Annotated in this window: 15 protein-coding genes; 4 read left to right on the top strand and 11 right to left on the bottom strand. The window is 47.3% G+C overall.

The window, feature by feature from the left end:
• Positions 1–8 precede the first annotated feature (8 nt).
• The 8 genes from QHH26_01860 to QHH26_01825 form a co-directional block, all read right to left on the bottom strand.
• On the bottom strand, positions 9–1,901 hold the full coding sequence (locus QHH26_01860; protein ID MDH7480706.1) for a tetratricopeptide repeat protein: 1,893 nt from the start codon (positions 1,899–1,901) through the stop codon (positions 9–11).
• A 9-nt stretch (positions 1,902–1,910) separates the two neighbouring features.
• Positions 1,911–3,920 carry a right-handed parallel beta-helix repeat-containing protein gene (locus tag QHH26_01855; GenBank protein ID MDH7480705.1) on the bottom strand — a complete coding sequence of 670 codons (2,010 nt, stop codon included), beginning with the start codon at positions 3,918–3,920 and terminating at the stop codon, positions 1,911–1,913.
• Positions 3,921–4,180: 260 nt separating this feature from the next.
• Positions 4,181–4,921, bottom strand: coding sequence for a sugar isomerase domain-containing protein (locus QHH26_01850; protein ID MDH7480704.1), 741 nt, complete (start codon positions 4,919–4,921; stop codon positions 4,181–4,183).
• Position 4,922: 1 nt separating this feature from the next.
• Positions 4,923–7,676 carry a hypothetical protein gene (locus tag QHH26_01845; GenBank protein ID MDH7480703.1) on the bottom strand — a complete coding sequence of 918 codons (2,754 nt, stop codon included), beginning with the start codon at positions 7,674–7,676 and terminating at the stop codon, positions 4,923–4,925.
• A gap of 82 nt (positions 7,677–7,758) precedes the next feature.
• The gene (locus QHH26_01840; GenBank protein MDH7480702.1) at positions 7,759–8,733 is read right to left on the bottom strand and encodes a BadF/BadG/BcrA/BcrD ATPase family protein; all 975 of its coding nucleotides are present in this window, start codon (positions 8,731–8,733) and stop codon (positions 7,759–7,761) included.
• 57 nt (positions 8,734–8,790) lie between these two features.
• The gene (locus tag QHH26_01835; GenBank protein ID MDH7480701.1) at positions 8,791–9,891 is read right to left on the bottom strand and encodes a Gfo/Idh/MocA family oxidoreductase; all 1,101 of its coding nucleotides are present in this window, start codon (positions 9,889–9,891) and stop codon (positions 8,791–8,793) included.
• A 129-nt stretch (positions 9,892–10,020) separates the two neighbouring features.
• A complete protein-coding gene (locus tag QHH26_01830; protein ID MDH7480700.1) occupies positions 10,021–10,665 on the bottom strand; it encodes a ThuA domain-containing protein in 645 nt (214 codons plus the stop codon).
• A gap of 220 nt (positions 10,666–10,885) precedes the next feature.
• Positions 10,886–11,530, bottom strand: coding sequence for a DUF1361 domain-containing protein (locus tag QHH26_01825; protein ID MDH7480699.1), 645 nt, complete (start codon positions 11,528–11,530; stop codon positions 10,886–10,888).
• Positions 11,531–11,652: 122 nt separating this feature from the next.
• On the opposite strand from QHH26_01825, the gene QHH26_01820 reads away from it, so the two are divergent.
• The 4 genes from QHH26_01820 (at position 11,653) to hcp (ending at position 17,279) form a co-directional block, all read left to right on the top strand.
• A complete protein-coding gene (locus tag QHH26_01820) occupies positions 11,653–14,268 on the top strand; it encodes a DUF4838 domain-containing protein (protein MDH7480698.1) in 2,616 nt (871 codons plus the stop codon).
• A gap of 113 nt (positions 14,269–14,381) precedes the next feature.
• Complete coding sequence (locus QHH26_01815) at positions 14,382–14,792, top strand: Rrf2 family transcriptional regulator (GenBank protein MDH7480697.1); 411 nt, start codon at positions 14,382–14,384, stop codon at positions 14,790–14,792.
• 17 nt (positions 14,793–14,809) lie between these two features.
• On the top strand, positions 14,810–15,562 hold the full coding sequence (locus QHH26_01810; GenBank protein MDH7480696.1) for a 4Fe-4S binding protein: 753 nt from the start codon (positions 14,810–14,812) through the stop codon (positions 15,560–15,562).
• A 73-nt stretch (positions 15,563–15,635) separates the two neighbouring features.
• Positions 15,636–17,279: a hydroxylamine reductase gene (hcp, locus tag QHH26_01805; protein MDH7480695.1), complete on the top strand. Its 1,644-nt coding sequence runs from the start codon at positions 15,636–15,638 to the stop codon at positions 17,277–17,279.
• Between the two features lie 73 nt (positions 17,280–17,352).
• Here the strand turns inward: hcp and QHH26_01800 are convergent, their stop codons facing one another.
• From QHH26_01800 to QHH26_01790, 3 genes are all read right to left on the bottom strand, one after another.
• Complete coding sequence (locus tag QHH26_01800) at positions 17,353–18,180, bottom strand: hypothetical protein (protein MDH7480694.1); 828 nt, start codon at positions 18,178–18,180, stop codon at positions 17,353–17,355.
• Positions 18,181–18,367: 187 nt separating this feature from the next.
• Entirely contained in the window at positions 18,368–19,897 is a 1,530-nt protein-coding gene (locus QHH26_01795; protein MDH7480693.1) for a hypothetical protein, read from the bottom strand.
• A gap of 234 nt (positions 19,898–20,131) precedes the next feature.
• Positions 20,132–21,079 (bottom strand): glucosamine-6-phosphate isomerase, encoded by a 948-nt coding sequence (locus QHH26_01790; GenBank protein MDH7480692.1) that lies wholly within the window; start codon positions 21,077–21,079, stop codon positions 20,132–20,134.
• Positions 21,080–21,301: the final 222 nt, after the last annotated feature.

The raw sequence follows: 21,301 nt of genomic DNA, 5'->3' as shown, positions 1-21,301 counted from the left end.
TCAACAAGTCAGCGGTTGTTTTCTTTTACTAACAAATCTCTAGCCTCCTCAAGAGCACTTTGGGCTTCGAGGTAATCAGGCTTAAAGCGAAGGGCTGTTTCAAAGTGAGAGATGGCTTCTTTTACTCTGCCAATACGAAGCAGATTTTGCCCCAGATGGCATTGCGCCTCAACCATCCACGGAGCCAGGCGAACAGCTTCACGGTATTGTTCAATGGCTCCATCTAGGTCCCCCTGTTCTGCTAACAAACAGGCAAGATTATATCGTATCTCAGGATTATTTGGAACGAAAGCCGCCGCCTTTTGCAGGTGAGAGATTGCCTCGGAAAGCTTTCCCTCCATGTTCAATATCACTGCCAGGTTGGCATGGCTACGACCGAAGCTAGGATCAATTTCTAGCGACTTTAAATACCATTCCTTTGCCTGTTCAATATACCCTTGAGCCATTAAAACCCCAGCAATGTTGTAGTAGGAATTGGGGTCTTTGGGCCTGCGTTTGAGTACTTCTCCGAATATCACGAGCGCTTCATCAAGCCTTTGATTGTTTGCTAGATAATTTGCAAGATTATTGTACGCCATTGAACTTTTTGGGTTCTTCGCAATTGTATCACGCCATAGGACCTCTTCATTCTTGTAGATGTGGGCTTGCCGCCAAGTAAGAATTGCAAGCACTGAAATGATGACAGCCGGAATCGCGTTTCTCAGAATATTACGTGCTTTAAATCTGCTGATGATTGCCCCACTAAAGAGCGCTATGGGGCCTATGCAAGCAACATACTGATAGTGGTCCGCAACAAATGAATACTTGAATGTATAAATGGAAATAAAACCCAGAGTTGGCGCAAGGGCTGACACAAAAAAGATAATAGCAGCTAACGATTCTTTACCTAGCGACTGTCTCCATTTCCACAGCACAACCACGGCAACTATGCATGCTACAATCCAAATATACTGATTTGGGTCGGATGCATTGATATCCCATCTTGGGTAACTAAACGCTAATCGGGCTGGCCATATAAGTTTTGCTATGTAGAACCAGATGGCTCTGCTGGCGATTAAGAGACGCTCAACAGGAGTGAATGCAAACTCCGGCCCTGCTGTGCCCTGATGATGCTGCTCCCACCATATGGAGATAAGCCCCATTGTAAATCCGAGCGCCAAAAATGGAACCAATTGGACTATCCTTCTCGCTATGCCATCATTAGCAAAGCTTGAAGCGGCTGCTTCATGCTTGCCAACCAAATTATGATTAAGCCCATGTGAGTGACCTTCAATTGCTTTATTTCTTCGCAACCACCATATTAGAAACAATGCTACGGGGAGAGTACATGCGGTTGTTTTTGCAAAAAGCGCAAGCGCATACAAACCCAGCGATAGGACGTAATATCCCCAAGCACGTTTGGTCTCTTTATCTATGAATTTCACCCAGGCAATTATTGCCAGGAGGTAAAAAAGCGTGGAAAGCGTGTTCTTTCGTTCAGTTATCCAAGCGACCGACTCCACATTCACTGGGTGGAGAGCCCAAAGGACAGCAGCGAGCCATGAACCTCGAACCCGAAGATAGCTTAATACAGCCCAAACGAGAAGTGCATTTATGACATGAAGTGCTATATTCACTACATGGTAGCCAACTGGGTTCAACCCCCAAAGGGCATATTCGACTCGAAACATTGAGTATACGAGCGGGAAATATTGGGACGGGGAATCAAGCGAAAACCATATCTTCTTCAAACCGCCAGGAAATATTACAAGGGGATTCTTCGTGACATAAACGTCATCATCCCAAATAAAATCAGCCTGCATTGCTGGAACGTAGGCAGCAGCCGTTAGGAGAACAATAGTTAATATGCCTAGATATTGTGCTTTCTTATGACTTATTCGTGTGGCAATGGATTTTCGCATGACTTGGCATTACTTTGGTGGCAAGACTCTGCGATACTTATCCTTATAGAGTCCTATTTTCTCAAAGGGTATACGCTTGAAACCAAGCTTAAAAGCAGGCGAGTTATCCTTGAGCTGAAATTTCATTGAAGCGGCATCCACAAAGCAGGGGTCAACATCTACCAGATTATCCTTAATTGAGATAGTAGAATCATAGTTTTTGCTGTAGATATTCAACCACTTGCCGCCAAATGAGATGTTGCGCTCAATCTTATTATACTTCGGTGCACCAGGGTCATCATCATAAATCATGAGTAGCATGGGGTAGCGTTCCTTCCAAGGTAACTCCCTATATGGCACTGCCTCAAGTTGTTGCTTCATATAGCCATCAACAGTCGGCTTTGCCCAGTTTTGGCCACGGTTATCTATATGCACCGACGGCTCACAATCCACGAAAATATTGTTTTCCACCACATTATTCCGACCACCGCCTATGCACACCCCCATCTTCGCTTTGTAGAAGACATTGCCATAAACTTGCACCCCGCTTAGGTTGTCGTCAAGATATACTGAGCGAACGTCAGCCGTGCCCATATGGTGGAAGAAGTTGTATCTTATCACGTTCCCTTGCCAAGAGAAATCACGACCTGCATAAAAGGCACCGGCGTCGCTGGTTTCCATGCAAACATGATGCACTTCGTTAAACTCCATTATATGGTCGTTTCCGCCGAACAGTATGGCGCTATGGGGTGCATAGCATATTAAGTTATGTGCCGCACGATTGCCAACTCCATGGAGGCTAATGGCCGGATGGTATGTTCTCGTCCATCTGCTGAAGTCTCGAATGTAGTTGTTCACGGCAAAGCACTGGCCAGGATTAAGCGTTTGACGGTCACCGCACGAAATTGAAATTCCAGTATCGCCGATGTGCGAAAGATTGCATGACAACACGCCGCTTTTAACAGAGCCTGTAATGACTACAGCTGTATTTCCAATATTGGAAAGGGTGCAACCGGCGATTAGGACATCCGAACACCCTTTGATTTCAACCCCATTGCCTCTGGTGCATTCAAACGTGAGCCCGCGAACAGTTAGATGTTGCACATTTTCCAGCCTCATTATTGGCTGTTCTAGAAGCGAAACCATTACCTCTGCTTTGTCGAGAGGACCTGGCGGCCAGAAGTAAAGGATTCCAGATACACGGTCGATATAGTATTCACCAGGCTGATCTAGCTCCTCAAGCAGGTTTAGCGCATAATATCTGGCACCAGCCTTATACCCATACACTCCGTGGGGTTCTTCGGTAATAATTTCTTTCGCCCGCGTATCAATCGCCCTCACCTTAACATAAGAATCTGCCCAATCCCACGTCCAATAACCATGCAACCAAATATCCGCCGCCTTGCTCCATCGGCTAGGTCGGCTTTCATGATAGGTGAATCTCCCGCCTTGGGGACCATTCGGAACATCGGCAATCTTCGCCCAAGCGTCATTGGGCCAGCGCGCAAGGGTCATGGGCATTCCATTAAAAAACAGCTCCAAGTGTGCAGGAGTTGAAGCCCTCCCAAAACCTCGTGGGGATAACCTTCCGAAATCAGCCACTCCCAGCTCCCGAAGATTGACTGTGAATATTTTGCTGCGAGCCTTTGGCTGAATTGACGGAAGAATTGATGGGTCACATTGTTTATTCAGAGGCTTAAATCCTTTGACTTTTAGCCCACCAATTAAACGAACTCTTTCGCCGAAGTAAGACCGGTAGACAATGGGCGACTCCTTTGTACCTGAATCCTCGGCAGTCAGTTGAAATGCACTGTCCCTCTGGTAATCGCCACCTCTTATCCATACCGTTATTCCTCCCGACGGAAGGCCTGCGCTCTCTTTCAAGACGCGGATTGCATCTCGGGCTCGCTCAAGGGTAGCAAATGGCTTCGATTTTGTCCCGGGATTTTCGTCATTACCATTTGGCGCAACGTAGAAATCTGCATTAGCAAAACTGCACAAAGTGAGGAGAAACAAAGCGGCGAAAAATGTATCTTTCATCCTCGCGCTCCTAAAGGAGAATTCACGTCAAATGTAGATTCAATTTCGCCAACATATAGTCCTCCTCTATGACCATTTTGAGGTTAAACAGCACCTAGCGTTGGCACAAGTATATATTTTGCCTTTACCGCTAAGAATTCAAAATGAGAGTGACAGATTCTCCTGATATCACGTTTCAAAATCGCAAAAGTCGTGAGGAGCATTTTTAAAACAGCAAGTGATTCACATAAGGTTGATATACCACAGTATGGCAAACCGAACTAATAACCCACCTTGTTGTATTCGGCAAGCTCCCTTTCGTTAAATTCAGGGCCACCGTCGCGGTTGTTGCTCATGTAAACATGTGGCCGCAACCCTTTTTCGAGCATCTTCTCGATTGCCTCTCCGCAAATCATCCAAAGGATGGCAATGAATCCAATGCCCGAAACTGGAAGGACTTTTACAGGGAGTCCATCTACTTCCTGGGAAGCATCGCCATACGGGGCGCATATGTCAATGACAAGGTCGCCAACGTCTGAAAGCTTCTTGCCCGAGGGATGCAAAGAATTGACCTGCGACGTGTATTCCAAGGATGTGAGAACTATGACTTTAACCCCGAGCCTCCGGCACTCCATCGCCACTTCAATCGGCCACTTGTTCCGCCCCGAAACCGAACCGACAAGCACCAAGTCACCTGGTCTTAGTTGGCTAGTGCGAACTGCCGTGCGAATCTGTTCTAAATCCACCTCAATAGGTTCGTTTCTTGGGCGGTTGCGTTGACAATCGGCAATTGGATTGTCTAGGTGCATGGAGAAGCCAAACCTCCTTAGCGCCATTAAACCACCAGCTCGACCAGTAAGCTCGGAAGCAACCCCATGCCCCATGTCAGTGATGAACACGGCTCCACCCGAAGCCCAAGTATCGGCTATCATTTCGCCCGCCCTACGGATGTTCGCCATCTGCTCATCGGCAATGCGATCAAGGAGGCTGTGGAGGGTCTGAATATAACTTTTTGCTAACATTTCATTCTCCTATCAAGTCGCCACTAGCTATTATGGTAACCTTTACCCTCGGGGTAACGCTTGGGGACACTTCGCAATCGAATTCCACCTTGTTACCGCCAGGCGATAGCATGGGAACGTCACCCCTTGGCTCGACTTCTCGAATCAATTCACCATTAGGAGCATAAAGTTTACAGTCGCTAAGAGAGTTGAACTCAAGCCATGATCCACTTTCCATTTCGACAGGAAAAACAATGGTTTTGCCGCCTATCGTTAACGAAGGATTCTTAATCTTTGCCTTAACCAAAGGAAGAGCCTTAACTGGACTAAGAAGGCATTTTATGGATTTTCCTGGAGGCAGGTTATTACACCAAAGCGAGATTGAACCAATATGCCCATAGTCTACCGATTCACGGTATACTTTATAAAGGTAGCCGTAGCCATGCTCAGCAGCCCCAGCATTATATGGCCACGAGTAATTGTCTATGTTGCCTCCCTCAGCCTCTATTAGCTCGAAGTAGCGCCAACCTTTGAAATCAACCTTAATATAGTGGTCTGCTATACCACCAACCATATGGGGAGGGCTGAGCAATTGAAGGTTGAGAATCTCTCCCTGTCCATCGCCATACACCCATACTCCAAGTGCTTGCTTATCTGCAATATTTAGGTCTGGGCTCAGTACCTTGCCAAACTTCGCCCAAGATGCATCTCGCTTCGGAAGGGCACTTTTTGCGGTGAAAACCGCACACGGCTTTCCAGCCATTGCTTGGTCTGTTGAGGCATAAAGACTCGCTGTTACGTTCTGCGCGGCTTCGTGGTCCGGGTAATCCGACGGATTGCTAAAATCTGCAATAACCATGCTTTCAGGAGAGTCATAATCTGCCGCCGAAAAAAGAGCTTCAATGCGGAGTCGCAGTGGCTGACTTGCGAAAGGATTATTCACTTCCCATTTAGAGGTGTGCTCGCTATCCACCTTATGGACACTATAGCTCATACGGCGAAACTGCCACTTATCGCCGTTCTTCTCTAAGGTAAACTCCTTACCTGGTTCGCGCAACTGCGCCTTAACTTTTTCGGAGAAATAACCCATATGGCGCAGATTCTCATAGTTATGGAATAATGTCGCAAGCCTTTGATAACCAGGTGTTGCTGGTCCAAAACCAGTCAAGGAAAGGCTTGCGTCATTTCCCAAAGCTTTGCAAAGAAGATACTCAATGTCATCTGGATAAGTACGCTCATTCTGAATCGCGGCAGGACCTTCACCGGTAATTATATGCCACCAGCCGAGATGCACCGGCATAAAAATGTACTTACCTTTTTCATTGTCGCGGCAATGAAGATCGATAAACCTCTTATAGCTTCGGGTTGGATGGTCCCAAGCTCCGATACGTGATCGCACGTACCAAAGGTGGTGGCGGAAAGTGCTCATTTCCATCAGTGCAGGCTTTTTTAGATGCTTACATATTTCAAACACGAACTTGGACCCATAGTGCCAGCCATATTCTCCACCCCCAAGCACATCCTCGCCATCCAAAGCATCAAGATACATCATATCAAAGCCGCACTCGTTGAACGTGTCGGCGATTGATTTTGCCACTTCCGCAAGCAGGGTGGAATCGCCATCGGGCGCAAAGAGGAAGAAACATTCTTTAAGGTGGTGAACCTTCGCCCCCTTCTTGTGCGCCGAAACTTTTGTCCCATATGCACCTCTTTTACAACCAGTAAAAGAATACGGCGGCTCTTTTGATACGCCAGAATATGTTATTAACTCATCATCTATTTGAAGTGTAACGCTATTTCGAACAAAGAAACCCGTAACTGCAGACATCTTATCAGTTGGTTCCACAACAGGAATGGCATTTGAATCTTCCGCAATATCTTCTGCCAAGGTAAACGCGGCATCTTTCGCAAGCCGCGGGTCGGGCACCGGCGTTACCCAAGGACAATCTTTTGCAATGAAAAAGGCATATGGGTGCAGACCAGCTTTCAAACCTGCAGCATGGAGCTTATCAATGACTGCCTTCAAGCTTGCGCGCCCTTTGGGATAGCGCTGAGGATTTGGCTGGCAGTCGCCAAAGCGAAAGGACGAACCGCCGTGAAAATCAATCTGGGTCATTCCGTATTTCTTTGCCAAAGCTATCCATTCGTCAACCGTTTCCTCGCTTATGCCGTCGAAGTTAAATATGTAAGAGCCTCTATTGATTTCTTGGTCAAGCGCCCATGGGCCGCCTAAGCTAGAATGTGGCAGGTCATTAGATGACAGCACGACATCTTGCATAATGCTTCGCATTTCGCTGAAAGGACATGCTATGACGGCAACCTTTGCACCCTCGAAGCCAAATTTTGGATAGCACATGGCTCTGAGATGGGTGTTCACCCCTGGAATTTCGGGAACATTGGTCTTGAGATTTAGTGCCATGACACAGGATGAAAATGGGTCTTTATCATGCGGCAAGAAGTTTACATCTACATTAACGAATATGAATTCATCCGGCTGGCCAGTTACAGCTTCTACCTCAAATGTAAAATACCGTTCATTAGCCGCAGTTTTGAGAATAGCCCTGATGCCAGAATCACCGAAATTCAAGGCTAATCGCCCGTCAGCAAATGAGACAGTAGACGCATCATAGACCTTGCCCGCCTTCCGCACGTGAGCAAAAGCAGTCTGAGGGGAGACGCAATAGTCTTTTCCTGTGCGTTTATCTATTAGGCGAACGCTCTTGGCATCGGCACCAACTGCAAACATCGCATATTTATTCTCAAGTTTGAAAGCCACTTTTTTATCCTCCCCTCCGCCCATGCTTGAAATAGGCGTGACTATGAAAAGCAAAAATAACGCGCAAAGTTTCTTACACATTTTATGACCCTTTAAGCGGTGTATCATAATTTTGAGCGAATGCCTGCTGAGTTTCCTTTATGCGGTCCACTAGCTCAGGCGTCCACTGAACACCCATTGCCTTTAAAGCCAATAAAGCAGCGCCAACACATGGCTTAAGGATGGGCCGAATTGGCCGAAGGTTTGGAGCGATTTCTAGCACGCGCTCGACAACCCGCTCCCAATACATGGAACAACCCTGCGCCACCCCACCAGAAGCAACAAGGGCGTAGTTGCTATTCTCGAGCCCAAGCTGCCTAATTACATCCGCAGCCACTTCAGATATATCGTCTGCTGCACGAAGGATTATTTTGCGAGAAACATCATCGCCCTCTTCAGCAGCACAAGCAACTACCTTCGCCACCGATGCCGTTTGCGATCTGCCAAATTCGCCGAAATAGACAAGGCGGAAAATGCCTTCGGTATTTTCAACCCCAAGCGACTGCGGAATCAATGTCTCTAGAATTGTTTTGCGGCTTGGTCCCCATGAAGAAGCCATAGCGGCACGCATTCCCGCCAGCCCAATCTGATAACCGCTCCCATAGTCTCCAAGCACAGGTCCCAACCCATCAAGTGTAAGACACCTGCCATCCTCTGTTAGACCAGCGACGAAAGAACCCGTCCCTGAGAGGACCACTATACCATGGGTTTCCAGCCCAGCCGCTAAACCACGCTCAACTTCGCCTGCATTAACATACCTGGAGGGAGGTATGGTAATCCCAATTCGCTCTAGATATGGCCAATATAATCCGGCAACCCACAAATCCTCAGGATGGTTGTCTCCGAGGGCACCGCGGACTGCAGTAGAATAGGATTCAAGTGCCCCTTCTCTACCTGCCCAATGGCTCTGACCAGTCCCACCTCGACCCCAACCAACGACATTTCCGAATTCATCTATTAGAACGGCGTCGCTCTTTGTTCCGCCGCCATCTACTCCCAATGCAAACCGCGTTGCCATAATAGTTAACCAAAGAATGGTAAAGTTAAATGGTTGGCGCCAACCCGCAAAATACTCCTATTCGTCCAACTTTCCTTTGGGAAGCCCGAGCGGAAGAGCTGATGGTCGCTCACAGGTGCTTTCAAGTATGACATGCATGCCTTTCTCCGAAGCATCATGGAAAGCATGCATGATGTCTAGCACATGATAGGCAAGTTCACCGCTTGCACGGTGTGCCCTTCCCGAGCGCAGTGCATAAGCCATGTCCGCAACACCAAGCCCCCTGGAATTCTCAGCATAACCGTGAGAAAGGGGAACTTCCGCCCATTCTTTTTCACCAGCACGCCTTATTCTAACCGGTCCGCCAAACGTATTTGGGTCGGGAACGCTGAGAGAACCCTCTGTGCCATAGATTTCGATTCTAGGCAAGTTCGCCGCCCACACGTCAAAGCTGGTGATTATCGTTCCAACTGCACCATTTGCAAAATCCATAACTCCCGCAACATGGGTTGGAACATCAACCTTAATAACCGTGCCACGCTTCGGCTCACTTCCAATGATTCGCTCGGGGAACGTTATCCTTGCCGACCCAGTCACACGGCGTACTGGGCCTATAAGATTAACTAGAGCCGTGAGGTAGTAGGGCCCCATATCGAACATTGGGCCTCCACCAGGTTTGTAGTAGAACTCAGGGTCTGGGTGCCAACCCTCATGACCATGGCACATCATAAAAGCAGTCGCGGCAACAGGCTCGCCAATCCACCCATCATCAATAAGCTTCCGACAAGTTTGTATCCCACCACCCATGAACGTATCAGGCGCACATCCAACAAGCAAACCTTTCGATTTTGCCAACTCAAGCATTTTGCGGCCATCTTCACGAGTAATAGCTAGCGGCTTCTCGTTGTAGACCGACTTTCCTGCCTCAAGCGCCGCCATTGCAACCGAAGCATGGGCGTCTGGAATCGTAAGATTGAGCACAATTTCAATTTCCGGGTCGGCGAGTAGCTCTTCAACGCTCACCGCCCTGCATCCAAATTCTTCCGCCTTCGCCTTCGCCCTCTCAGGGATGATATCAGCGCACGCAGAAACCTCGATTGCCTCCAGCATCTTTGCGTTTTGGAAATAAATACCTGAAATGTTTCCGCATCCAACAATGCCAATTTTTGCAGTTTTCATAGACGCCCCCACAAATTACAAACACTAGTGTATTTTCATGCAAAGTGGTTGTTTTATAACCTAATTCTGCAATACTCCTAGCCTCGAATTATATCGGCTCAGCATATAATAACTTGTTGCGGCTATTTGCTATCTCGCCGCCCAAATTGCTCCACGCTTGATGATCTCGAGTACTTCAGGCACCTCAAAATCCTTCGCCACGTGGCCTAGCGACATGTAGAATACCCTGCCTTCGCCGTACTTCCGCTTCCAAACTACAGGCATAACACATCCCGCAATCCATGGATAATGTTCGCCGCCGAATGTGGTCGTTGCTAAAACCTCATTTGAAGGGTCTACATGCATGTAGTATTGCTCGGACTTCATTTTGAAATCGTCGAGCCCCTTAACGATTGGATCTTCAGGCTTGGTAATATTGACCACATAGTCCACTATACCACCTGGATGCTCTACCCACTGGCCGCCGACCATAAATTGATATGCCGTGTTGCTCCTAAAGGAATCTCCCATACCTCCATGCCAACCAGCGATTCCAACGCCGCTCTTTATCGCATTGAGAAGCCCTTTCTCCTGTTCAGGCGTAATCTGTCCCATTGTCCAACATGGCACTACTAAGCTGAGCGACCTCATTTTTTCCTCGTCGAGATACGAGTCCATGGTATTCGAAATCTCGACAGAAAAACCGTTAGCCTCGAGAACGGGGGCGACAATGTCAACACACTGTTTGGGCTCATGGCCATCCCATCCGCCCCACACCATCAATGCTTTCTTCATTATTATCCTCCATTCCAATCAGCACAAGCATACTTAGAAAATATACGCTCTCAAGTGTAACAAACGATGACATAGCGTGCAAGTACCTCATTCTTCATACGAATATAGGGAAAGTTCGGGTAGGGATAACCAATCCGAGCAAAATAGTAATCGCTAAAACCTAGGTAGGCATTAGCTGGCAGTAAATATCTGGCTTAAAGCATAAACCTAACAACTGTTTCTATTGTTCTTTGAGGCTTGACTTCCAGCGGGCAATTAAACCATCTACCCAAATATCCATAACAATGAAAAGCAACCAAAGGAACGCGGCAAAAGAAATAATAAAGAAGCTTGGCGCAGGCCGTGACCACAGATTGACTACCGATTCCCATACTGTCGCAGGCCTAGTAAATAAATCCCAGCTGTTAAACCTCAGCACCAAGCCGAGATAAACGCCGACTGACATCAACAAGAAAAATGGAATTCCCCAAACCCACAGCGTTGCCCCTCTCGCTTTAAGCATTCTGGCAATTGGTCGCACAGCAAGCGTGAACGTTAGCACCCCTATGCCACTATAGCAAAGGTAAAACAACGTGTAAATCATTAGGTCCAATGCCGCACCGTGGTCGACAGTCCATTTTGCGTAGAGACCTGAGTGGCCAACTCTATTTAGGAAATGCCTCCATTCGGTGAGGAGATAGCATGTATTCGGCAGAAAAGCAAGCCAGATAACGCCAAGAAAAAACAGGAACACAGTAGCCAGGTTTATTCCACGCATCCGTCGCTTATCAGTAAGGTAACGGATGCTGTAGCCCGCCGCAACAGGTATGATTGCAAGAAAGGTATTCCAAGTTACCCAATGAAAAATGCATATTATTTCAGTCATCTAAATCCAAAATACTCCTTTCCACCAATCGAAAGTTCCACAAAAATAAGCAAACTTGTAAAAGTATGTAGGACTTGTAAATACCTTTAGAAAATATATCGGTAGGAGGCATAAGGGTTCTTATGAGAATTTTAGCATTCTTTGTTTTGATATTTTTAATCGCAAGTTGCCCAATCACCTCATTAGTAATGGCTGATGAGTGGCACCCAAAGATTTTACCCGTCGAGAAGGTGGATTTCAACTGGCCGCCACCCAGAGAGGTTGGTGAACCTGACTATTTTACTATCGCCAAGGATGGAAAACCTGCGTGTACAATTGTAATCCCTGCGAAGCCGACTAATTATGAAACAAAATGCGCTGAATTACTGAAGCTTTACTTAAAATTGGTCACAGGTGCTGATTTTGATATCAAGTCAGAACCTTTCGCGCATGGCCCGGCAATTTATATTGGAAACACAGACGTTGGCAGGGAAGCCATGCCCCAGCTGCCGCCGATTAAATATGGAGACCTCACACTCCCGAACCTACACGGCTTCATGGTGAAGACGGTTAACCAAAACACACTAGTAATTCGGGGCAATAAAGATATAGGCAATAATTACGCAACTTATTCTTTTATCCGCGAGTATCTAGGGGTTCGGCGTTATTGGCCATCAGAGCCTGGAGGGATTGGCGACGTCTTCGAAAAGCGACCAACGCTAACTGTGCCAAAGCTCACCTGGATTGACTGGCCGTATCTCATTAGCCGCCACGTAGGCTTTAATCCTAAGGGCTGGGAATTAACGCAGAAGGAAGGCAATCCACCCTGGATGTTCTTTTGGTATCGGTGTGGAACGACACTCTCGATGATGCACAACTTCTTCAGCCTCGTTTCGCCTGAAGAATATGGAAAAACGCATCCTGAGTACTTCCCCGAAATAAATGGCAAACGCTTTGTCCCAACCAAGCAGATACATTGGCAACCTTGTGTCAGCAATCCTGAAGTAGTAGATATTTGCGCACAGAAAATCACTGCCGCATTTGACAGAGACCCCTATCGAATCTGCCACGCACTCTCCGTAAATGATGGGGCAGGTCATTGCGAGTGCGCGAATTGCAGAGCGATGGATGCGCCCGAATCCGACATAAACACAACCCAGCTGACCGATAGGTATGTCAAATTCATGAATGCCGTAGCAGAGAAAGTAACGGCAAAACACCCAGATAGATTGATTGGCTTTCTTGCATATGGGGGTGTCCGATTCCCACCAAAGACCGTAAAGCTCCACCCAAATCTCGTGCCTTATTTCTGCGCTATGGGGCAAGGACTTTATCGCGGCTGGGATTCGTGGATTGCCGCTGGAGCTAAGAACATGGGCCACTACGGCTACCATGATGACCGATGGTTCATCATTCCAAAGATTAACCCCCACCAAGAAGCACGGCGAATCCGGTACATGGTTGGCAGTGGAGTACAGCGCGGCTACTATAAAGAATTTAATCCAACCTACCCGCTAGATGCCCACGCCGCCATTGTAACTGCTGAACTTCAATGGGATCCTCGTCTCGACGAAGATAAAATCCTTGAGCAATATTACTCCGACATGTTCGGTGAATCCGCAAAGGAAATGCAAAGATTTTATGAATTGCTCGAAAAAGATTACGAAACATGGCTAAAGAATACCTCACCACCGCACCCCTATGGGCCCGACAGAAGTGACCTTGATCTCGACCATGATTATGAACAATTCCAGGTTCTGACAGCGAGAGGCGCGGACTTAGCATGGGAGGCTCTTCAAAAAGCCGAAGCAAAAGCACGAGATGCGAAGGTAAAGGAACGTATCCACATCGTAAAAGCAATATTTGAATTCGTGCGCATATGCGACCATGAATATTGGCTCACAAAGTCGCTGCCAAAATGCCGCAGTGCATCAGAAGCAGCCAGTCAAGCTCGCGAGGTTTTACGCCTTGCTCGAGCAAAAGCCGAGTATAAAGAGAAAGTCATGGAAAAAGAACCAATCAAACAATGGCACATGATTTACCGCGAGCCGTATGACTTTATTAAAGTTGGTGAAATACCGCAGGAGGTCCACCAGGCAATAGACAAAGGCTTCGAGATGGCGTTTAAAGCCAATCCAAAAGACCCGGAGTGGCAACGACTTGCTAAAGACCCCGACCCAATTATTGCCCAGTCCGCACAGGCAGTTCTTGCAATGGCATCGAATCAAAACTTAACCAATCTCGCCAACGATGGCGGCTTTGAGGGCGGAGTAAAGCCTGAGCTACGGCACGATGAACCAAAGCAAGGGTCAGTAGCCATCACACGTGAGAAACCCCACTCCGGCGAGCGGTGTGCGATTATTTGGAACTGCAAATCATCAAGTATCGTTAAAAGGGTTCAAGCAGGTCCAGGCGAGAAATTTCTAATTTCTGTCTGGCTACGCTCATTGGAACATCCTGGCCCAAACAATGTACCCGCCCTTTATGGTCTCAGGGTAAATGCAAAAAGTGGCGACAAAATCATAAATTGGATAAGAGAGCCGATAACCCCAACCACCCAATGGCAGGAGTTTCGCATGACTTATACCACTCCTGCAGGCACAGATTCAATCGAAGTGCTCATCAATGTAATGCGCCAGCACTCGAAAGCGCGAGCTTGGGTTGACGACATCTCAATAATCCGCCTACCAGTTAGTTCGCTTGGTTTAACAACCGAGGGCGTTTCCAACACGCAAAGGGACACACCACCCGAAGAGTAGCCTTGCAAAAATAAATCACAAAAATAAATCACAAAAAGTTTATCTGACATGTTGACAGAGTGATAAAAAATGGGTATAAGGGTACCGAAATACCTTATTCATTGGGTGAAGCAATGTCAAATATGTTGAGAATAACAGATGGAGCCTCGCTGGCATTTCATACCATGGCTTTTCTAGTCCAATCTCCTGGAAGATGGATATCAACTCGGGAGATCGCCTCTGAGCTAGGTGTTTCCGAAAACCATCTGGCAAAAGTTTGCCAGCGTCTCGCTAAAGCAGGATTGGTTGAGTCTGTCCGCGGTCAAGGTGGAGGATTTCGTTTGGCAAAATCACCAGCCGAAATTACGCTTCTGGAGGTTTACGAAGCAATCGAAGGCGTCCTAAAACCAATAGACTGCTTCTTGGGCAAACCTGTGTGCCAAAGAAGCAAGTGTATCTTCGGCAATCTCATTCATTCCGTAAATACACAGGTCAAAGAATATCTAGCTTCTACAACGCTAGATTATCTGTGTTGTAAATCGTAATAAGGAGCATGCAAAAGGTGGTCAGAAAAATCATCAAAATCGACGAAGAGAAATGCAACGGGTGTGGGCTTTGTGTGGATGCATGTGCTGAAGGAGCAATCAAAATTATCGAAGGCAAAGCTCGACTGGTAAGCGAAAGCTATTGTGATGGCTTGGGCGCATGCATTGGGGAATGTCCCCAAGGAGCAATAACGATTGAAGAACGGGAAGCTGAGCCTTTCGACGAACATAAAGCAAAAGAATGGGTTGCCCAACAACCGACAATTCAAAAGTCGGATACTGGAGTTCAAACCTCAGAAACACGAAACAACGAACAACTCCCCTGTGGATGTCCAGGTACTAATGTTCAAATACTCACACCTACCGCGACCAGCGAGTCGGAGCAAGGGGACGTCGCCCCATCATCTCTTTGCAATTGGCCGGTCCAGCTACGATTGGTACCATCCAATGCTCCCTATTTTCAGGGCGCAAACGTTCTGCTAGCGGCAGACTGTGTGCCGTTCGCATATTCGGCTTTCCACCGCAAAATGTTACACGGCAAAGTGCTGGTTATTGGCTGTCCAAAGCTCGACGATGCGCCTTATTACATTGAAAAACTCACAGAGATACTAGCTCATTCCGACATAAAAAGTTTAATGGTAGCGCGCATGGAAGTTCCCTGCTGCAGCGGCCTCACAAGGATTGCCCAAATGGCAGTCGCAGCATCGGGAAAAGAAATACCAATTAATGAAATTATTATTTCAATTCGCGGTGAGGAGATAAACAGCTAAGAGGGCTATAACCCGCCAACCTTTGTTTTCGGCGAAAAATATAAAGCTAAAGAAAAGGAGATAGATTATGGAAATGTTCTGTTATCAGTGCGAGCAAACAGCAAAAGGAACCGGATGTACCATCCAAGGCGTCTGCGGCAAAGACCCTGTAGCGACAACTTTGATGGATCTTCTTGTCTATGCAACCGAAGGCATCTCCATGTACGCTCATCGAGCTAGACAGTTAGGATTATCCGACCGTGCCGTGGATGTGTTCGTACTCGAATCGCTATTTTCCACGGTAACAAATGTTGATTTCGACGCCGACCGAATTGAAGAACTCGTAAGAAAAGCGGCAGAGATAAAAGAAAAAGCACGTAAGCTTTACGAAGAAGCTGCTCGAAAATCTGGCAAGTCCCCCGAATTGCTTAATGGTCCTGCGAGATGGACTCCGGCAACCGACCGCGATGGTCTTCTTCGTCAAGGTGAATCGGTAGGCGTCATTGCGCGTAGGAAAAAATTTGGCGAAGAGATTACTGCGCTTCAAGATCTTGTGCTGTATGGTTTGAAAGGTGCAGCTGCATACGCAGACCATGCACAAATTCTCGGCAAGGAATCCGATGAAGTCTATGCCAGATCTCATGAAGGCTTAGACTTTCTTACGAAAGAGAATACAACCGTTGAAGAGTTGCTTGGAATGTGCCTAAAAATCGGCGAACTAAATCTGAAAGCCATGGAGCTCTTAGATGCGGCAAACACGAGTGCATATGGTCATCCCGAGCCGACAAAGGTGCGCATCGAGCCTGTTAAAGGAAAAGCAATTGCCGTCTCTGGCCATGATCTCAAAGACCTCGAGGAGCTACTAAAGCAGACGGACGGAAAGGGAATAAACGTTTACACCCATGGTGAGATGCTTCCGGCGCACGGATATCCAAAGCTTAAGGCATATAAGCATCTAGTTGGCAATTATGGAAGCGCCTGGCAAAACCAGATAAGGGAGTTTGCCGCCTTCCCAGGCGCAATACTTATGACAACAAACTGCCTCCAGCGCCCGAGTGACGTTTACAAGGACCGCATTTTCACCACAGGTCTTGTTGGCTGGCCAGGCGTAAAACACATAGCGAACAAAGACTTCACACCAGTAATCGAAGCAGCACTCGCTGCACCCGGATTCACGGAAGATGGCGAGGAAAAGTATATAACCGTAGGCTTTGGGCGGCAGGCAGTGCTCAGCACAGCTGATGCAATCATTGAGGCGGTCAAAAGCGGAGCGATACGTCATTTCTTTCTCGTCGGTGGGTGCGATGGCGCCAAAGCGGGACGAAATTACTACACAGAGTTTGTTGAAAAAGCTCCAAAGGACACCGTCATACTCACATTAGCATGCGGAAAGTACCGCTTCAACAAAATGGACCTGGGAGACATTGGTGGAATCCCAAGGTTACTCGACATTGGCCAGTGCAATGATGCTTATTCGGCAATCCAAATAGCAGCGGCTCTTGCAGATGCCTTTGGTGTAGGCATAAATGACCTGCCGCTTTCTCTTATACTTTCATGGTATGAACAAAAAGCAGTAGCAATCCTGCTAACGTTACTTCACCTTGGGATAAGAAATATGCGGCTTGGCCCAAGCCTGCCAGCCTACCTGCCGCCAACAGCATTAAACGTCCTTGTTGAGAAGTTCAATATCATGCCAATCACAACCCCCGAGCAAGACCTGAAAGCAATCCTTGGATAATTATTAGAGCTGTAAAAAGATAAATGGAGGAAAGTGAACACCTGTTTTCCTTTCCTCCATTTTCCACTTTCAACTAGATTGCGCTTGTATGCCGATAGCCAATGACTAACCTAAGGATTGAATCCCACTCGCGGCTTCCACGAACTGAGCGAATGAGGTTGTTCACAGACCAGCCGAGTCGCAACGACAGCCCCGGTGCAAATTCATGGACCAGGGAAATGTCCGAATCAACTTTTGTTGCGCGGAATTTTTCCATGGATTGAAGCAACAAAATATCTGATTCTAGAGCAAGCTTTGGATTGAGAGAATGTCGACCACGTAGCGATGCAACAAGTACCGGCTTTGTACCGGTGCCATTGTCGTAGTCTTCCAAAAACCCGAGACCGACATCACCCTTCATTTTCGTTCCAAGTTGTTTCCCAACTCCATAGGAAAGAAGATGGTAGCCGGATTTCTTTGGCTGGTTTTTTGACACCCGATTTCTATCCCGTCTGCTCAATACTGCAGTCCAGACAGAATAACCGTTATCTGGCTTGGAGTTTTCAAGCCGCGAATCAACCTTTTGTGTCGTCACATGCCACGACGTATTCCCAGATTTTGCTACTGTCCGGATGTAAGCCCCACGCACAAACCAATCACGCTGGTTTCTTTTCTCCGACAGCGAGACTCTTAGGTACAACTGGTCTGCGTCCTGCGAGGTAAATCCGCTTACCTGGGTTTCGATTGTTCGCGTGCCACGAGGCTTCTTTGGTTTTGCAGATGAAGTCTGTGTTTTTTGCGCTGGAACCGACATCGGTTCGGGCGCAGTTTTCTCAGGTTCCTGAGCCGAATAAACTGAAGCACTAACTATGCAAATTATAAGTGCAACAACGCCTTGAAAAAAGCAAAGCCTTCTTACCAAAACCACCTCCTAAAGCACCGTTTAGATACACTCATTTTAACATGACGGCGCTGTATGGTAAATGTTCACCTATGGGCATTGCTTTCCTCTGATGAATAAGCATACTAGCGGAACATGATTGATAACTTTGTGCTGGAAAGGGGCAAAGTCACAGCCGCCAAGGAGTTGGTACGCTTAGAAGCCAAACTTACATTGAAACCGCCCGTTTATAAGGAACCCGACGCACAAATATAACTGCTTTGTCATCCTGATAAATACGCTGCCAGTCGGGAGCTTCGGTGAGCACGTCTGCGAGAAGAGTATCGGGCATAATGATAACTAAGTTTACGCCATACTTGTCGAATATCTTTCTCCATACGGAGTTGCCGCCTACCATTGCTACCCGCACAAAATCTTCAAAGGCACCTTCATAGAAAATATCGTCTCTGTTGTCTATAAAAACTTTATACTTGGGCCAAAGTCGCCAGATAAGATAGCTGCCGTAATTTAACTCGTTAAACATCGGACCGGGCGGCCGCTCTTTTAGAATGAAGTCGCAAGCAGCAGCTGGAAAAACGTCGGAGCTCGTGACATAGGTAAAGACATCCATCCCATCTATATCGGATATCCTATATGCAACGCCTCCAGAAACAGCGGCGATTACAAGTATTCCTATCACCCACGCCCTCCAACGGTTTTCTAATAACCTACTAAGAAGTGGGGTTATCAAGCTCGCCAAAGCAGGCGCAACTGCGATGGCGAACAAAGGACCAATTCGCTTGGCCATGAGCGATGCAGAGAGAAAAACAACAATCATTGCCAGCGTTCGCGGGCGGAGCGGCTTACTGCTCTGCGAGATGGCAAATATAAGAACTAATATCAGCACGCATAAGAAAGCACCAAATAAAGACCGAAAGTCGGGCGGCATCCACTCGGCTATAATTGAAGTCATCTCCCCATGACCAACTGTTTTAAATGGATAAGCGTAAAGGCTCAAGCCGTTGGGGTTCACTAAAACAGCAACTCCACACCCAAAAGTTACAGCTAGATTCCGCAGAGGAATGGAGTAGTCAATCTTCTTGTTTTTCTCACGAAAAGCAGTATAAAAGGCGGCAACACACTCAACACCGAGTAGTAGAAGGCCTGATATAAAACTCCCGTGTAAATTCGCCCATACGAGAAATAGGAGAGGCAACCAATATGGCAGCCCTTTTCCGCTTCGGGCACCATTCTCAACCCCCCATACAAGGACTGCAAAAGCAAGAATTCCTGCTACATTCGGACGAACATCCACCATATCTGCGCTTACACCAGCGGTTAATACGCTTACAAGAAATGCGGCTGGAATGGATGCTTGCGACCGCGCTGTAAAAAACACCAAAACAAGCGCCCCGGCTACTAAACCAAAGCACAACCACGTGAGAAATTCGAATGAGATACGCGAAACAAACCAAGCGAATACTTGAAATGCCCATTCATGAAAGATCCACTGCTTTGTGGCGGTATATGAAAAGGGGTCAGGCCAAGGGAAAGAGCGGTGAGTAGCTATCCATTCGCCAGTTTTGAGGTGCGAATAAACATCCCCACTGAGCTGGCGGCCGAAATTGATTGCGAAAATAGCCGCTAGGAGGACTAGCAAGTACCCTATTGTTACAAGTGGCGACCGGTTCGCAGATTCAATAAGCGGCTTTTGGGGAGACGTCTTGGCAGTTTTAGAAGCCCGCTCCCTTTCATTCATTTTCTCTCCTACCCCCTGGAGCTCCTAATCTGCCCACAGTATAGCATTAAGTATTACGCCACTCAAGTTCGGACTATTCAACTAGTCAAACAATGTTGAAAAATCCTCAATTGATATGCACAAACTCCCATCTAAACGCCACAATCAGGCACAAAAATTAACGCTACAGCCTGCCGCAAACCACCGCCGACTTGCATTCGAGTATAATAACAATACCGCTAGCGCCTACAGACCCTAGTTACACTCGGGAATCAGTGGGCCAGCAAGCTCTTTCAAGAAGAACAGCCTGCCGGGGAGCGTGGTCATAAATGTGCTTGGAATCCAAGGAGTTGGCTCATGCCTGAGCGTCATCCAAAGCGACATTCCCTGCCACATCATCCCTCTACCAAGAGAGCCATCTGCACCGCCTATTATCTCGTCAGCCATCAGAAATAGCCCTGGACCTATAGTATTCGCCCGCGCAGGCACTAGGGTTGTTCGGCTCTTGAAACTCGTAATCGCATTTTGCTCAATCGTAAGTGGGTGAAGCAGGGCACCGAGCCGATAATCTTGTTTCTTCCATTCGTCAAGGGTGAACTCGGCGGCGAAGTGAGGCTCCCAAAATGCGATATGACAAACGCGTCCGATACCGAAGACAACGACCAACCGTGCGCCCTGCGCTTTGAGGGCACGTATCTTCTCGCCATAAGTCGGCAATTCCGACTTTACCGCAAAGTGGCGCTGCTCCTTGGGAACTGTAAGACTGCCAAGCGGTCCATAAAACGCATCCTCCATTGCATACTGGAATGACTCTGGGCTGTCAGGAGAAACTGTATTTCCCTCTGCATCACTCCACTCGTCCATATTAAAGCCGTGGACATGGTCGCAAGGGATATTCCATTCCTTCAAGAAGTAGACCGCCCATCTATACATGCCCATTGGTCCGACAGGAAGAATGAAAACGATAGGTTTCCCAGCAGCCCTTGAATCGCGGATACATCCTGCAATACCCTCGCCCATCATTACGTTGAAATCTTCAAGAGAATCACAAGGTATGGGTCTAAATTGGGGATTCCACCATGGCTGACGCTCCGTAATGGACTCAGGCAGAAGCGAGCAGAGCTTATCAATCTTTTCAAGGTCCCACCCCGCTGGGAAGAAATTCTCAAGAAGAGAGCCCTTAATTGTTGTAATAAGGTTAATTGCCATTTCTTCACTCCTTCGCCAAAAAGTTTTATAGCCTATGCCTACACCAAGAATTATTTTCTACAATTACCCAAGATTTCCTTGCAACCTTTGGCCAAACAAAAAGCCGCCACAAATTCAGATTCTAGATTTACTAATTAATTCATCAAAGTGCTTGTTTTCCTTCCAATTATTCGCTGATTATGCAAGTCAGCGCAAAATTCTTTCAAAAAATTTTAC

The sequence above is a fragment of the Armatimonadota bacterium genome, from assembly GCA_029907255.1.
In the GTDB taxonomy this organism is placed as follows: Bacteria; Armatimonadota; UBA5829; order DTJY01; family DTJY01; genus JAIMAU01.
The sequence above is the reverse complement of the archived record's forward strand: the minus strand, read 5'-3'. Positions and strand labels throughout refer to the sequence as shown.

Excerpts from the sequence above, each read along its gene's own strand:
- QHH26_01860 (MDH7480706.1), bottom strand. The coding sequence starts at position 1,901 with ATGCGAAAATCCATTGCCACACGAATAAGTCATAAGAAAGCACAATAT.
- QHH26_01855 (MDH7480705.1), bottom strand. The coding sequence starts at position 3,920 with ATGAAAGATACATTTTTCGCCGCTTTGTTTCTCCTCACTTTGTGCAGT.
- QHH26_01850 (MDH7480704.1), bottom strand. The coding sequence starts at position 4,921 with ATGTTAGCAAAAAGTTATATTCAGACCCTCCACAGCCTCCTTGATCGC.
- QHH26_01840 (MDH7480702.1), bottom strand. The coding sequence starts at position 8,733 with ATGGCAACGCGGTTTGCATTGGGAGTAGATGGCGGCGGAACAAAGAGC.
- QHH26_01835 (MDH7480701.1), bottom strand. The coding sequence starts at position 9,891 with ATGAAAACTGCAAAAATTGGCATTGTTGGATGCGGAAACATTTCAGGT.
- QHH26_01830 (MDH7480700.1), bottom strand. The coding sequence starts at position 10,665 with ATGAAGAAAGCATTGATGGTGTGGGGCGGATGGGATGGCCATGAGCCC.
- QHH26_01825 (MDH7480699.1), bottom strand. The coding sequence starts at position 11,530 with ATGACTGAAATAATATGCATTTTTCATTGGGTAACTTGGAATACCTTT.
- QHH26_01820 (MDH7480698.1), top strand. The coding sequence starts at position 11,653 with ATGAGAATTTTAGCATTCTTTGTTTTGATATTTTTAATCGCAAGTTGC.
- QHH26_01815 (MDH7480697.1), top strand. The coding sequence starts at position 14,382 with ATGTCAAATATGTTGAGAATAACAGATGGAGCCTCGCTGGCATTTCAT.
- hcp (MDH7480695.1), top strand. The coding sequence starts at position 15,636 with ATGTTCTGTTATCAGTGCGAGCAAACAGCAAAAGGAACCGGATGTACC.
- QHH26_01795 (MDH7480693.1), bottom strand. The coding sequence starts at position 19,897 with ATGAATGAAAGGGAGCGGGCTTCTAAAACTGCCAAGACGTCTCCCCAA.